At 40.7% G+C, this 15757-nt stretch carries 11 protein-coding genes and 1 CRISPR repeat array; of the genes, 10 read left to right on the forward strand and 1 reads right to left on the reverse strand.

The window, feature by feature from the left end:
* Positions 1-108: 108 nt before the first annotated feature.
* Positions 109-360, reverse strand: a complete 252-nt coding sequence (locus L1267_RS19370; RefSeq protein WP_235383850.1) for a hypothetical protein — start codon at positions 358-360, stop codon at positions 109-111.
* A gap of 469 nt (positions 361-829) precedes the next feature.
* On the opposite strand from L1267_RS19370, the gene L1267_RS19375 reads away from it, so the two are divergent.
* The 10 genes from L1267_RS19375 (at position 830) to cas6f (ending at position 11996) form a co-directional block, all read left to right on the forward strand.
* Positions 830-1039: a helix-turn-helix transcriptional regulator gene (locus tag L1267_RS19375; protein ID WP_235383851.1), complete on the forward strand. Its 210-nt coding sequence runs from the start codon at positions 830-832 to the stop codon at positions 1037-1039.
* Positions 1040-1374: 335 nt separating this feature from the next.
* Entirely contained in the window at positions 1375-1989 is a 615-nt protein-coding gene (locus tag L1267_RS19380; RefSeq protein ID WP_235383852.1) for a YagK/YfjJ domain-containing protein, read from the forward strand.
* Between the two features lie 12 nt (positions 1990-2001).
* Positions 2002-2250 carry a hypothetical protein gene (locus L1267_RS19385; RefSeq protein WP_235383853.1) on the forward strand — a complete coding sequence of 83 codons (249 nt, stop codon included), beginning with the start codon at positions 2002-2004 and terminating at the stop codon, positions 2248-2250.
* A gap of 339 nt (positions 2251-2589) precedes the next feature.
* On the forward strand, positions 2590-3513 hold the full coding sequence (locus tag L1267_RS19390; RefSeq protein WP_235383854.1) for a restriction endonuclease: 924 nt from the start codon (positions 2590-2592) through the stop codon (positions 3511-3513).
* Positions 3514-3618: 105 nt separating this feature from the next.
* Positions 3619-4623 (forward strand): type I-F CRISPR-associated endonuclease Cas1f, encoded by a 1005-nt coding sequence (gene cas1f / locus L1267_RS19395; RefSeq protein WP_235383855.1) that lies wholly within the window; start codon positions 3619-3621, stop codon positions 4621-4623.
* Entirely contained in the window at positions 4620-8009 is a 3390-nt protein-coding gene (gene cas3f, locus L1267_RS19400; protein ID WP_235383856.1) for a type I-F CRISPR-associated helicase Cas3f, read from the forward strand. The genes cas1f and cas3f overlap by 4 nt, the downstream gene beginning before the upstream one ends.
* Entirely contained in the window at positions 7994-9352 is a 1359-nt protein-coding gene (gene csy1, locus L1267_RS19405) for a type I-F CRISPR-associated protein Csy1 (protein WP_235383857.1), read from the forward strand. The genes cas3f and csy1 overlap by 16 nt, the downstream gene beginning before the upstream one ends.
* A gap of 1 nt (position 9353) precedes the next feature.
* Positions 9354-10346, forward strand: coding sequence for a type I-F CRISPR-associated protein Csy2 (gene csy2, locus L1267_RS19410; protein WP_235383858.1), 993 nt, complete (start codon positions 9354-9356; stop codon positions 10344-10346).
* Between the two features lie 18 nt (positions 10347-10364).
* Positions 10365-11348 carry a type I-F CRISPR-associated protein Csy3 gene (csy3, locus tag L1267_RS19415; protein WP_235383859.1) on the forward strand — a complete coding sequence of 328 codons (984 nt, stop codon included), beginning with the start codon at positions 10365-10367 and terminating at the stop codon, positions 11346-11348.
* 9 nt (positions 11349-11357) lie between these two features.
* Positions 11358-11996 carry a type I-F CRISPR-associated endoribonuclease Cas6/Csy4 gene (gene cas6f, locus L1267_RS19420; RefSeq protein ID WP_235383860.1) on the forward strand — a complete coding sequence of 213 codons (639 nt, stop codon included), beginning with the start codon at positions 11358-11360 and terminating at the stop codon, positions 11994-11996.
* A gap of 151 nt (positions 11997-12147) precedes the next feature.
* A CRISPR array of direct repeats spans positions 12148-15718; the repeat unit is 28 nt; unit sequence GTTCACTGCCTCACAGGCAGCTTAGAAA.
* The last annotated feature ends 39 nt before the right edge of the window (positions 15719-15757 follow it).

The raw sequence follows: 15757 nt of genomic DNA on the forward strand, positions 1-15757 counted from the left end.
ATTGAATGAAGCTTAGCACAATCCTGAATAGCTAAGCTTCAACAGTTGCCCGTATTTTTCTATAGCTGCGAGGGCACATATTAAAACGGTATATTGTGTTCAGTTGGATTAAATCTCTTGTTCCGTAGTATTAGCTTTTTTCGATTTTTGATTGCTAATAAATGTTCCAACTAAATTTTTAAGCGCATGACCCCAATATCCGATAGCCCATACTAGTAGTAAAAATATCCATTGTTCTTGTTTTTGAGTTAAATCTAATGTTTTTTGTAAAAATGGAGCCACGGCACTTGTAACAAATTTTGCTACCAAAATAGAAACGACCGCAAAAATTACACCAAACACTGATATTTGAATCTTCACTTTAATTCACCTTTTAAAAAATAATTTGTCGAGTAGTTAACTGTATTTATTCCATGTTATTGAACAAATATTCATAAGTGAGGATAAACGATAATACATTGAAAGTCAGCTGAGTTTTAGCTAAAGGGGCTAACAATAATGAGCTTATAAAGCAAATTCCTTAGCTATAATCTGACATTGGGCATTTTTGTAAATTATTTAATTCTGAATTACTTTACAGCATCTCCCCCACAACTTATAGAAAGCGCGCCTCCCTCATTTTTACAAATACTTACTTGCAGGATCGAATCACTACTTCACTACTAAAGGTTCTTATCTTTAAGAGGAATTACCAGTATTTCAACTTAAATTAAATGGAGTTTTCATATGAAAACTCCATTTAATGCATTGTTTTCTTCCTACAAAATATCCTCAGACGTTAAGGAACATCTTGGATCCCTAACGAACAAAAAAGTAAACAGGAGCAGAAATGCATTTAAATGATTTGTTAAACGATCAAAACCGTATCCTAAGGTTGAAAGAGGTATTAATTCTTACGGGGCTCTCAAGAACGATGCTCTATGATCTTCAAGCAAAAGACGAGTTTCCAAAAAGTGTAAAGTTAGCTAGATGTGGGCGTGCAATGGGATGGCGTTATAAAGATGTAATTAATTGGATAGACACGAGAGTAGGGGCATGAAGTTTATTGATCATAGAGGAGTCGACATACCTCGAGAGTTTATATTCGTCAACACACTTAAAGTGAAGCAACACTTAAACTTATCTACTTACCGGTTTGATAAATTAGTGAGGGATGAAGCTCTACCAAACCCTATAAGAATAAGGCATTCATTGAGTGTATGGTGTTTATGTGACCTACAAACTTTTCTTCAATCTAATGGCTAATTTAGAACGTAATAGAACTAATTTTTAACTATTAAGGCTTTTTTTTGAGTTTCTAGAGCTCAAACAAGCTGCACTTATGGGTTTAAGTTACTTATTACATTAGGTTCTTTATATTATTTAGGGTTTTTAATGACGCAAGTTAAGTACATTGAAGAGTTAAAAGAAAAATATGGATTTGAAAAGTACTACTCTGAAATATCAAATTCATGTTTTATTGAATTCGATATTATGAAATTTGAACATGGGTATCATGAAAAAATACTTGATCGTGCAACAAGGCAACTCGATGCCATGCTAATCAAAACAACTAAGGTACTGTTTGTGAGAATTGATTTACACGTAAAAGAAAAGGACAAAAGCAATTCTATTATTAGTAATTTCTTTAAAGCATCGAGTATCTGGATTAAAGAAAAGTATGATCAATTTGGCTATGTTTGGGTCAGAGAGCAAGGAAAATCTAATAAGCAACACTACCATTTAGCTTATTTTCTTAATGGGCACAAAATCAGGCATCCAAAGCTGTTTATAGAATTTCTGAAGCAAAAATGGCAAGAAACTTCCCTAGGTGGAGTATTATCAATACCGAATAATTGCTTCTTAAGGCTATTCATTAACCAAGATGACTTCTTAGAAAATCTAAAGTGTACAATTTACAGGCTAAGCTATTTAGCCAAAAAGCACACAAAGAGGAGAGTTTCTCAGTTTACTAAGAATTACTCTTCTAGTCGTTTAAGATATGTTTAAGGAGATTCTTGTATGGCTAGGGGCGGTAAGAGGGTTGGTGCTGGGGCTCCAAAAGGTAATAGAAATGCTCTGAAACACGGAGGAAGAGCTAAGGTTCATTATGGAGTGCCTCTAGATAAGACTCTTAGCTCATTTGAATATAGAGCTTTGTGCTTAGAACAATTAGATAGTGTTAAAGAATTTGATTTATTGAACAATCATAGGCTAACTGACTGTTTTTGGGGGTACTACCTTAGATACAAAGGGGTGTTTAAAATTTAGTTTAAAGCGAATGCTTAAGAATTAGGGGGCTTTAGGGTACGAAAGCAACTGATGAATAATATGCTTTTAGCTTTTGTAGAAGCTACCGATCTATCAACCAAACAATCAAAGAAATATTTCTAGATAAATTAAATTGTTGATAATTATGGTTTTTTGTAATTTTAATTAAAAGTGATCAACTACGTGATCGATCACTTTCAGTTCAATGTATTTCTGTTGAAGCAATAAAATCTCTCTTTAAGAAGTTTGAAATCTACCGTTAAGCTTTGATTCATTTTTCTAGCTTCGTTATCATCAGCCATAAGAAAATGGAATTGCCTTTTAAAACAAGGAATAATTATGGCTCTCCCTGATTACCAATCTTTTATGTCTCCGTTACTAGAATGTTTAAGTAATGGTAAAACAGTTAAGCTTAATGAAATTGATGCAGAAGTTTATAGGAAGCTTGGCCTTTCTGCAGAGCAATTAAGGCTGCGTATTCCAAGTGGAAAACAAACTTATGCCTATCACCGCTTGGGTTGGGCTAAAACTTACTTAGTGCAAGCAGGGTTAATTGAGCAGCCAAAAAGGGCTTTTTGTAAAATCACGCAACAAGGGTTAGCTGCAATAGAGTCAGGCGAGCCAATCAATAACCAATATTTAAGTAAGTTCGATGCTTTCCTTGATTTTAAAACACGGTCTAAACTCGTAAACGAGCCTACAAAAGTAGACACTACAAGTATAGTAAGTAATAACTCTGATAAAACCCCTGAAGAGCTTATCGAAGCTGCAGTAGATACTCTTAACACCAACCTAAGTGACGAAATACTAAAGGCTATATTAGCAGCATCCCCAGTGTTCTTTGAAAACCTAGTGGTCGATTTAATGCTTGCTATGGGTTACGGCGGTTCTCGAAAAGATGCAGGTCAAGCCACTCAATACACGCAAGATGGTGGTATTGATGGTGTAATCAAAGAAGATAAACTTGGTCTTGAAATGATATACTTGCAAGCCAAGCGTTATACGAATAAAACAGTTGGTCGCCCAGACATTCAAGCCTTTGCAGGTGCGCTTGATATGCACCGCGCTAAAAAGGGCGTTTTCATAACCACCAGCACCTTTAGTAAAGATGCCACTGAATATATAGGCATGATAGAAAAACGCATCGTGCTGGTGGATGGCTCACAACTAACCGAGCTCATGCTTACTCATAATCTAGGTGTAAGCACCAAACATGTATTTGAAGTAAAAGCGCTCGATAGCGATTACTTTATGGAAGATTAAAAAAATTAATTGCTATCTTTATTTAATAAAAAATCATCACGAATAGTTGCATTCAATGCATCTATTTGTAATCTTAAAGGTGAAAGGATTTAACGGATTGAAATAATGGATGATTTTAGCCCTAGCGATTTACAAGCTATATTGCATTCCAAGCGCGCCAACTTATATTACTTGGAATATTGCCGAGTGATGCAAAAAGATGGTCGCGTACTTTACCTAACCGAAGCCACTAAAGAAAATCTTTATTTCAATATACCCATCGCGAACACCACGGTTATTTTACTCGGTAATGGCACTTCCATAACCCAAGCTGCTATGCGAATGCTAGCGCAAGCAGGCGTGTTAGTTGGCTTTTGTGGTGGCGGTGCTACACCACTTTATATGGGCTGTGAAATAGAGTGGTTTACACCACAAAATGAGTATCGACCAACTGAATATCTTCAAGGTTGGATGGGCTTTTGGTTCGATGACAGTAAACGTTTGGCCGCTGCTAAAACCTTTCAAAATGCACGTATCGACTTTTTAAAACAAGTTTGGCAAAAAGATCGAGATCTAAAAGGAGAGGGCTTTAATTTTGAAGATAAATCTATTCAAAGTGCGCTCGACACCTTTTTTACACGAACAGAAAAAGCCACAAACTCACAAGAACTGCTTCTCACTGAAGCTCAGCTTACAAAAGTGCTGTATAAATATGCTGCAAATACAACACAAGCAGATGGTTTTAAGCGTCAGCATCAATCAACAAGCAAAGTTGATATAGGCAAAGCGAATGATTTTTTAAATCATGGTAATTACTTAGCGTATGGCTTAGCTGCATGCACGCTTTGGGTGCTTGGCATTCCTCATGGTTTTGCTGTTATGCATGGTAAAACACGGCGCGGTGCTTTAGTTTTTGATATTGCTGACTTAATCAAAGATGCATTGGTACTGCCTTGGGCATTTATTTGTGCCAAAGAAAATGCCACTGAGCAAGAATTTCGCCAGCAAATTTTGCAAGCTTTTACCGACCACAAAGCACTCGATTATATGTTTGATACAGTCAAAGCAGCCGCCTTAAGCGAAGAGCAAATTGCGGTGATTGACGCAAGCCAACAGGGTGCTCCCTTATGATGGTCACCTTTGTATCTCAATGTGAAAAAAACGCCCTTAAAAAGACAAGGCGCGTGCTTGATGCCTTTGCCAACCGTATTGGCGACAACACGTGGCAAACCGTGATCACTCAAGAAGGCCTCGATACGGTTAAAAAAATGCTACGCAAAACCGCCAGCCGCAGCACCGCCGTTAGCTGCCATTGGATCCGAAGCCGAGCCCGAAGCCAATTTTTATGGGTAGTTGGCAATAAAAATAAGTTTAATTTGGAAGGCGTAGTGCCAGTTAATAGAACTTCGCTCAATCTTGAACATAAAGAGTGGGAGCAAGGCTGGCAGTTGAATGAAATCATTTTACTGGCAACAAGCATTGCGGGGTTATTCCACGATTTTGGTAAAGCTAATGCCTTATTTCAGGCCAAATTGGAGGGTAAAACTAAGCAAAAGGGCGAGCCTTATCGCCACGAGTGGGTATCGCTTAGGTTGTTTGAAGCACTTGTAAAACATAAATCAGATGAAGATTGGCTTTCAGAACTAGCAATGCTCTCTCAAAGCAAAGCAATTGAACTAGAGCAATTCATGCTCACCAATATGTGTAAAGATCACGAAAAACAACAGCGTGTGTTTGAGCATTTATCGCCAATGGCAAAGCTGGTGGCTTGGTTAGTGGTGTCGCATCACCGATTGCCATTAGATCACAGTAAGGTGGCAAGGATTGACCAAATGGAACAATGGTTAAATACTTGTGCTTCCAGTCATTGGAATTCAGCTAATGCACTTGAAAAAAGTACTTATAGTGAAGAAGCGATTACGCATAACTGGCAGTTTGAATTTGGTACTCCTCTACTAAGTAGAACATGGCAAAATAAGGCACAAAAGCTTGCGACAAGGGCTTTAAAAAATCCGGCAGTGAGTGCAATGACTACTGACTGGTTAGGCCAAAGTTTTGTAGCTCATATTGCGCGAATGAGTCTCATGTTGGCCGATCACTATTATTCATCATTACCCGTTGAAAAGTGCAAATCAGCTTGGCGCGATCCAAAATATCAACCTATTGCCAATACAGATAAAACGGCAAATTCAAATAAAGCACAAGCCAAGCAGCAACTTGATGAACACAACATTGGTGTTGCTGCAAATGCCCAGCGTTTTATTCAAAACCTACCAGCGCTTAAGTTTACGTTGCCTGCGATTACGCAACATAGGCTGTTTACTAAAAATACTGCACAGACCAAGTACCGCTGGCAAGATAAAGCGTTTAGCGAAATGAAAACAATCGCCAAAACAACTGAGAAGCAAGGTTTTTTTGGAGTGAACATGGCATCAACAGGCTGCGGTAAGACCATTGCTAACGCCCGTATTATGTACGCACTTGCAGATGAAAGAGAGGGGTGTCGATTTTCAGTTGCACTAGGTTTAAGAACGCTTACGATGCAAACAGGTGATGCGTACAGAGATCTTTTAAAGTTAGGTGAAGATGAATTAGGCGTACTGGTTGGCTCTCAAGCCGTGAAAACGCTGCATCAGTTAAGCAAAGAACAAGAAATTATGGGCTCTGGCAGTGAATCTGCCGATGATTTATTAGCTGATTTATACGTCCGTTACCAAGGCCAAATCTACGACGGGCGATTAAAACATTGGTTAAGTAGCAGCCCTAAATTAGAGCAGTTAGTCAGTGCCCCAGTGGTTGTCAGTACCATAGACCATTTAATGCCAGCCACCGAAAGTAAGCGCGGAGGTAAGCAAATAGCACCCATGTTGCGTTTGCTCACCTCTGATTTGGTGCTCGACGAACCCGATGACTTTGGCTTAGAAGATTTACCGGCATTATGCCGTTTGGTGAACTGGGCAGGTATGCTGGGCTCTCGCGTATTACTGTCTTCGGCCACTTTGCCACCGGCGCTGATTAAAACGTTATTTGACGCTTATCAAAGTGGTAGAGAACACTTTAATCAAGCGCAGTTTGGTGATAATCAAAATAACACAGTGGTGTGTGCGTGGGTCGACGAGTTTTCGAGTGTTACTAAAGAAATTAGTAATAAAGAGAATTACCTCGAACAGCACAACACATATGTCAAAAAGCGAATTAAAAAATTACAAAAACGACAGCATGTATTGAGAAAAGGCCAAATTGCGCCAATCGAATTTGAACAAGCTGACACCGTTTATCAGCAAGTTGCGCGCACAATTTACAATAATGTTTTTAAACTTCATGCCAATCATCACACTCAAAGCCCTTGCGGTAAGAAAGTGTCGCTTGGTGTGGTGAGAATGGCGAATATTAATCCAATGGTTGCGACGGCGAAGGCACTGTTTGCCATATCAGCTATGCCAGACCATGAAGTGTTTTATTGTGTATATCACTCACAATACCCATTGGCGCTGCGCTCTTATAAAGAAACCCGCCTCGACAATATATTATCAAGGCATGATGAAAACGCCCTTTGGCAACTGTCAGAAATTAAACAAGCGTTGAAAACTTGTAAGGCAAATAACTTAATATTTGTAGTGATAGGTACATCGGTCGTCGAAGTAGGTCGTGATCATGATTACGACTGGGCGATTGCTGAACCAAGCTCAATGCGCTCATTAATTCAACTAGCTGGCCGTATTCAGCGCCATCGCCAGCAAGTGCCAAGTGACAGTAATTTGTATGTATTAGAGCAGAATATTCGGGCCCTTAAGGGTGAAAATTCGGCTTATTGTAAACCCGGCTTTGAAAGCAAAGCATTGCCGTTAAGTGATCATAACCTTAAAAACTTGCTCAGCACTGAGATTGACAATATTTCTGCGATATCTCGAATAGTTGAGCCCGAATTTAAGGGGAGTGACTTTATGTTCGATCCCCAAAGTAAAGAAACACAAGCGAATAAAACAACGAGTTTTTTAGTACAAGAGCATCGTGCCCTGCGTTTTACTTTAGAAAAAACAATGGGCGAAAAGTACAAGTTGCCACTATACCGTAACTACAAAGAAGCCAACCTATGGTGGCGCTCAAGCAAATCGTATGACGCGAATTGGAACGCCGAATTTATTCGCCAAACTGAGTTTAGGCAATCGCAACCACAAGAAGCATTTATTTTACGCGTTGAAGACGAAAGTCTTTGCTGGAGCCAACTCGATACCAGCAGAAAACCTTATTGTTATGTAAGCAAACAAACTCGTTTCTCGCAAGATAACACAGCTTTGGCAGCTGGTTGCCATTGGTGGTTTGCACACAGTGTTATGGGTGTTTATCAGCATTACGCCGATGCACTTAATTTATCCTTACAAAGAGCCAGCGAGCAATTAGGCGAAGTCAACTTACGTGCCGAACAGAATGATCAATCTATTACTTGGAGTTGGCACTCTCAATTGGGAATTTATCAGAATATAACAACTAAGGAAGACGAATGGACAATACCTTGAGCGATGCCATTGCTGATTATATCGAGCAGCGCAAGCAAACTAAGCTCGAGCCACTTTTAAAAGCCTTAAATAAAGTGCTCGATAAAAGCGACGATCCTGTTGCCATATCACAGGCCAAAGCCGATTATGCAGAACAAGCCGCGCCAATAGAAGCTGCGTTTAAACCAGCTATTTGGTTAACCGATGCAGCAAAACGCGCTAAGCAAATTAGCTTGGCAACCCATGCGCCTAAATATACTCATAGCGATTCCAAAGCCAGCAGCATGCTAGTTACTCAGCATGAAATAAACAGCAGCTATTTAACGACCGCTAGTTTAAAAGAAAAGGCTATTGATGCCGTTGGTAATGCAGCAGTGCATGATGTCGCTAAATTGTTAAAAATTGAAGTTGCAGGTGAAAGCTTGGTAACGCAATTGCAGTCAGGCCATTTCAAGGCACTTAACGCCTTTACAGATGATGAGCAGGTGTTAAATGAGTGGCAAGCAGGCTTTAAAGAAGCATTGGGCGACGCAAAGTTGGCTGGGCATACCTTAAGTAAGCAACTTTATTACCCTGTATCGCAAAGTAACAGTAAAGGTCATGCCTATCATCTATTGATTCCGCTTACATCATCAGCGTTGGCCCAAAAGCTTCATAATGCAGTAACTCAAACGCGTTTTGGTGAAGAAGCAAAAGCGATAAAAGAGGCGCGTAAAAAAGGGCATTATCACTCGCAAGAATCAGTAAGTTTTGTTGAAACCGCGTTACAAAACTTTGGTGGTTCACAACCACAAAATATTTCACTTTTAAACAGTAAAAGTGAGCGTGGTAGTAAATGCTTTTTGCTTAGTTGTGCTCCGCCAAGCTATCAAGCGCAAATTAAAGCACCTTCAAATCAGACTAGCTTTTTTAATCGTGAATTTAGTTATTTAACAGCACAAAATGTCAAAGAATTTAGGGCGTTTTTAGCAAGCTTAAAAGAGAGTGACCGAAACTTTAAAACCCGTTATAAGCGTGACTTTTGGTATACACAACCCATCTTGGACACTTTATTTGAACGTGTCGCTTTATTGCAAAACCAAACTGAATTATCAGGCTGGGCAACTGAGACAGACGTCAAAATGAAAAAAGCACATTGCCTATGGCTTGATGTTTTTAATGATAATGCTGCGTTTCAAACTGATCGCGAAAAAAACGAATGGCAAGAAGAAGTTGCACACGATTTCGCTACATGGCTTTTAAGAAAATTAGAAAATAAAGACGCTTACTTGTTAGGAGATAACGAGCATAGCTACTTTAAAAAGCTGTGTTTGCAGCAACTCAAAGCGTTTGAGCGGCACACGCCAAAGTTGGGAGATCTGTAAAATGAGCCAATATATATTAATTAAAAAGCTTAATGTACAAAATGCCAATGCTATTGCAGGGCTCACTTATGGCTTTCCAGCAATTACCAACTTTTTAGGCTTTGCTCATGCTCTTTCAAGAAAATTACCTGCAAGTTTAAAGGTTAATTTAGGTGGCGTGGTGGTTATCAGCCACAAAAATCAGGTGCATGCGCGCCAGCCTAAAGGGTGGGGTGATTATGTGTTTGCATTAACCCGTAACCCACTTACACACCAAGGTAAAACAGCCCCAATTAATGAAGAAGGCCGCATGAACATGCAACTCTCTTTATTAATTGAATTAAAAGGGCTGGTAGCAGGTGACACTCTGACAGAAACAGAACTTAAAGCGCATTTAAAGCGATTGATCCCTACGTTAAGACTGGCTGGTGGCCAAATACTCGGGTATGAAGCCTGTGAACTGTTAAATACCGAAGAGCAACAAGCTTATGCATTGCGACGTTTAATGCCTGGCTTTGTGCTTATGGACCGTAACGAATATCTTTCAGCGCATTTTGAACAGCTAAAAGCTGAACAAGACGATGCGTGTTTATTCGATGCTTGGTGTGATTTTGCAACATTAACTTATCGTGCAAACCCAAATGAACATCAACAAGTAGAAGATAATGTTGAGACAGAACAGGCAATAGTCAACGCCAATTGGGAATACGTACCAAAGCCGAATGCAGGCTATTTAGTACCAATTGCCTCAGGCTTTTGTGCAATTTCACCTTTGTTTGAAGCTGGTAAGGTTGCTAATGTGCGAGACAACACCGTTCCAGTGACCTTTGCAGAAACTGCTTACAGTGTGGGGGAGTGGCAAAGTGTACATCGCCTTCTTCACATCGAAACAGCACTTTGGCGCTACACCGATAATCATCCGTGGTACATCGCGACCACAAATGAATATAAACAACCCATTATTGAACCTGACTTCATCGACAGCGAAGCAGTATTTAACCCAGATAGTTATTAAAAATATGGAGATTTAACCATGGCAGACGTAAAACTAAAAACTCCTTCAGTTTTGGCTTTTGAAGCAAAACTAATTCCTTCGGATGCGCTAATGTTTGCAGGTAATTTAGAGGCAGATACTTGGCAACCTATCTTAGTTGGTGAAAAGGCGGTTAGAGGCACTATTTCTAACAGATTAAAAGCTGCAACGGCAAATGACCCCGCAAAACTAGATGCTGAAGTATCGAAGGCGAACTTGCAAACTGTAGATGTAGCCGCGTTACCCCATGATTGCGATACACTTAAACTTGTATTTACATTAAGAGTATTGAGTGATTTACATGTACCATCAACTTGTAATGACCCTGCTTATCAAGCCGCGCTGGGCGATATTGTCAAACAGTACCAAATAGACACTGAGTTCAAAGAGTTGTCAAAGCGCTATGCAAATAACATCGCAAATGGGCGTTTTTTATGGCGCAACCGTGTTGGCGCAGAGCAAATTAAAGTGGTTGTTAGCGTCGGTGAAAAGCAATTTAGTTTTGATAGCTATGAGTTCAGTTTAAAAGCCTTTGATGACAAAGAGCAGCTTAATGAGTTGGCACAAATTATTCAACAAGGCTTGATTGAGCAACACGCGTTTATCAAAGTTGAGGCTTATAGCCAATTAGGTCAAGGTCAAGCGGTGTTCCCGTCACAAGAGTTAGTCATGGGTGGTGGTAAAGGAGATAAAAGTAAGTTTCTATATCAACTTGACGGGCAAGCAGCAATGCACTCACAAAAAATTGGCAATGCACTCCGTACCATTGATACTTGGCATCCACAAGCTGATGAAATTGGTGCAATTGCGGTTGAACCTTATGGTTCGGTAACTAACCGTGGTGCGGCATATCGCCAGCCAAAAGAAAAAACCGACTTTTACAACTTATTAGATGCTTGGTTACTGAAAGGTAAAGCGCCCGAAATGGAGCAACAACACTATGTAATGGCCATGCTGATCCGTGGTGGTGTGTTTGGTGAATAAGGAGTTGCGATGAACTACTACCAAGAAATCACCTTGCTGCCAGAGGCCGAAATATCACTTGGCTTTATTTGGCAAAACGTATTTCAACAAGTGCATATTGCACTTGTTGAAAACAAGGTTGCACCTAACCAATCTGAGGTCGCCGTTGGCTTTCCTGATTATGGTCAAAAAGGCTTTCCGCTTGGCAATAAGCTGCGTTTGTTTGCAAAAGAGCAAGCACAATTAGAAAAGCTATCCATAAATAAATGGTTAACTCGTCTTGAAGACTACTGCCATGTAAAAACCATAAAACCAGTACCAGAAGAAGTAACATGGGTGAGTTTTACTCGCCAGCATGTTAAATCCCCTGAGCGTATTGAGCGTAAGATGCAAGAAAAGGCTGAATTATGGTCGGCTAGAAGTGGCAAAACGTTAGATGAGTGTTTGTTTGATCTTGAAAAAAGCAAACCAACTTCATTGAGTAAGCTTCCTTTCATCTTCTTACATAGTCAGCAAACTAAGGAGAGAACACCTGAAAAACACAGCAAGTTTCCATTGTTTATTCAAAAACAAACAATTGAGGCGCAAAAACAAGGGGTGTTTGATTGCTATGGATTAAACAATAAAGCTAACAAAGGGAATAGCATTGGCTGCGTGCCTCACTTTTAAGTCAAATAAGAGGTATTTTTCCCCTTTATTTTTGCTCTTTAAAAATTAGTAATATATACAATGAGTTGCAGTATTGAGTTTTTGAAAAGGTAAAAATGAGTATTTTAACCTAACTTAATGTTGCAACTTATCTTTTTTGATTTAGTTTATTGTTCACTGCCTCACAGGCAGCTTAGAAAGCAACAGGGAATATCTCAAAAACACCTAAAGGGTTCACTGCCTCACAGGCAGCTTAGAAAAGCGGCGAAAAAATACCAAGCAACACCCTTGCGTTCACTGCCTCACAGGCAGCTTAGAAAAAGGCAACTATAAGCAGGGGTAATGATGACAAGTTCACTGCCTCACAGGCAGCTTAGAAATATCTGCCATTGCGTCTTTGAATATGCCACGTGTTCACTGCCTCACAGGCAGCTTAGAAATTATACACAGCTTGCTGTGCGTATAAGTTATATGTTCACTGCCTCACAGGCAGCTTAGAAAACCGGCATTGGTTATGGCGTGTGGGAAATGATGTTCACTGCCTCACAGGCAGCTTAGAAAGCATGGTGTGAAGCTAACGAAACGATGTACGTGTTCACTGCCTCACAGGCAGCTTAGAAATTACCAACTGGATCCGCAAACAATGAGGTTAAGTTCACTGCCTCACAGGCAGCTTAGAAACATTAAATCAACTCGGCTCGTTTCAACTCGGCGTTCACTGCCTCACAGGCAGCTTAGAAAGTAACAGCCACATGTACAGTTAACGGATCGACGTTCACTGCCTCACAGGCAGCTTAGAAAAGCACAATATTGATCTGCCTGTTTCGGTCGGTGTTCACTGCCTCACAGGCAGCTTAGAAATGTTGTTTTTGCGCGTTCTTAGCTCTTTGCTTGTTCACTGCCTCACAGGCAGCTTAGAAATCGTTGATGTTACGAAAGTATTCACCGAGAAAGTTCACTGCCTCACAGGCAGCTTAGAAATCAGTCAATAATTTAGCTGCTAAATACTTACCGTTCACTGCCTCACAGGCAGCTTAGAAAGACACGCCAAGACGGACACAAAACGTATGAAAGTTCACTGCCTCACAGGCAGCTTAGAAATATCATTTAACCACCTACTGATTTTTGTTTTTGTTCACTGCCTCACAGGCAGCTTAGAAACTTGATTATATAGGCGAAAATATCGGCGTTTAGTTCACTGCCTCACAGGCAGCTTAGAAAACTGTGGAAGAATCATTAAGCGCTAAAACAGTGTTCACTGCCTCACAGGCAGCTTAGAAATATATAATCAAGGTATTCGTCTTGCGCATAACGTTCACTGCCTCACAGGCAGCTTAGAAAAGACACGCAAGAAGTTATAACGCATACTGCCAGTTCACTGCCTCACAGGCAGCTTAGAAAAATAGCTGCTTTGCTCATTGTTGTTTCGTTGAGTTCACTGCCTCACAGGCAGCTTAGAAAGCAATAAAGCTCGCTTTTTTGAGCGTCCTCACGTTCACTGCCTCACAGGCAGCTTAGAAACTGCTCGCTTCATGTAATCATATGACATTACAGTTCACTGCCTCACAGGCAGCTTAGAAAGTTCCATCGAAGTCATCGACAAAAAACAGTATGTTCACTGCCTCACAGGCAGCTTAGAAAAAGCATTAACTAAAGCTCACAAGAGCGCTAAAGTTCACTGCCTCACAGGCAGCTTAGAAATCAGTCGGCTTTGAGCATATTGTAGTTAAAGTGTTCACTGCCTCACAGGCAGCTTAGAAACTAATGCGTATCGAGCTAACACATCAGATAACAGTTCACTGCCTCACAGGCAGCTTAGAAATCAAAGGTCCCTGACAGCTTCCCATGCTTGGGGTTCACTGCCTCACAGGCAGCTTAGAAAGGTACGACTCGTTCGCTCGGTACACCTTCGACGTTCACTGCCTCACAGGCAGCTTAGAAACAGCCCCTTTACACTTACGTTTTTTGTAAATTGTTCACTGCCTCACAGGCAGCTTAGAAAATTAAAAGTATTGTCTAGTAATGTAAGACCAAGTTCACTGCCTCACAGGCAGCTTAGAAAAAGATTTAATTTCGTTGGCTTAGTTCCTTGAAGTTCACTGCCTCACAGGCAGCTTAGAAAAGCAGGCTCTACAAGCGGATTTGTTGATTTAAGTTCACTGCCTCACAGGCAGCTTAGAAAGTTTAGTATGCTGACTGACTCTGCAGTAAATGGTTCACTGCCTCACAGGCAGCTTAGAAATCCACGCTAAGCGCTTCATTGTATGAGTCATCGTTCACTGCCTCACAGGCAGCTTAGAAATCATACTTAAACAAACCTAACCTAGAGCAATGGTTCACTGCCTCACAGGCAGCTTAGAAATGCGATAGCTGCTCTGCCATTTGGATTGAATCGTTCACTGCCTCACAGGCAGCTTAGAAATTTGCAGATGACTTTTCTGACGCATCACTGCCGTTCACTGCCTCACAGGCAGCTTAGAAAGTGAGTACAATAGAGTAGTCAAGCAGACAGAAGTTCACTGCCTCACAGGCAGCTTAGAAAAACACGAATGCCAGAGGCTATAAAAACCTCTTGTTCACTGCCTCACAGGCAGCTTAGAAAATTTCTTCTTTGGTTCTGAATTGGCGATATAGGTTCACTGCCTCACAGGCAGCTTAGAAAACGAACAAATTCAGGCCGTTGGAGAATTATGCGTTCACTGCCTCACAGGCAGCTTAGAAATTAAGGGTCGGAATTTCATTGTAAATTCTTACGTTCACTGCCTCACAGGCAGCTTAGAAATATCGCTAAAGAACAAAAAAGAAGAGAGCATTGTTCACTGCCTCACAGGCAGCTTAGAAATACAGGTATAAACGGGATTGTTAGAGACAACTGTTCACTGCCTCACAGGCAGCTTAGAAACATAGACCAATCAATCTTACTTGACACTTTAAGTTCACTGCCTCACAGGCAGCTTAGAAAAACGAGTACGCACGTGCTAAGGCTAGAGACAAGTTCACTGCCTCACAGGCAGCTTAGAAACATGATGTTGTTGATTCAGCGGGTCGAAATGCGTTCACTGCCTCACAGGCAGCTTAGAAATTTAGAAGAATAAGCACTCTACTCTAGTGCTTGTTCACTGCCTCACAGGCAGCTTAGAAATGATGAACCTCTAAAATTAGCACCTCTTCCACGTTCACTGCCTCACAGGCAGCTTAGAAATCATCAGCTAACGGGGTGTTAGGTTGCCATGAGTTCACTGCCTCACAGGCAGCTTAGAAATTAAGGAAAGCTTTCACGTCGCCCGGGCCGTTGTTCACTGCCTCACAGGCAGCTTAGAAACAATTGAGTATTGAGTTAAACACTGACTTAGAGTTCACTGCCTCACAGGCAGCTTAGAAATTGGCTTCTGCGCGCAGAGTTGCATCGTCCTTGTTCACTGCCTCACAGGCAGCTTAGAAATTCTGTAACGTTTATGTGTCCATTCATCAAGTAGTTCACTGCCTCACAGGCAGCTTAGAAACAACCCTATGCTAAGGTAAAACATAACAGCATGTTCACTGCCTCACAGGCAGCTTAGAAAAACCGAGAAAATGCCACTTTCAATTTCTGTGAGTTCACTGCCTCACAGGCAGCTTAGAAATTAAAGGCGGTAAAACGGTTAAGCTTATTTTCGTTCACTGCCTCACAGGCAGCTTAGAAAATTAGGATGGGTTTAATATGACAAACATACTTGTTCACTGCCTCACAGGCAGCTTAGAAAGACAAAGGTAGTCGCCCATCACTTAGCCAAAGGTTCACT

The organism is Pseudoalteromonas sp. OFAV1 (assembly GCF_021532595.1).
Taxonomy (GTDB): Bacteria; Pseudomonadota; Gammaproteobacteria; order Enterobacterales; family Alteromonadaceae; genus Pseudoalteromonas; species Pseudoalteromonas lipolytica_C.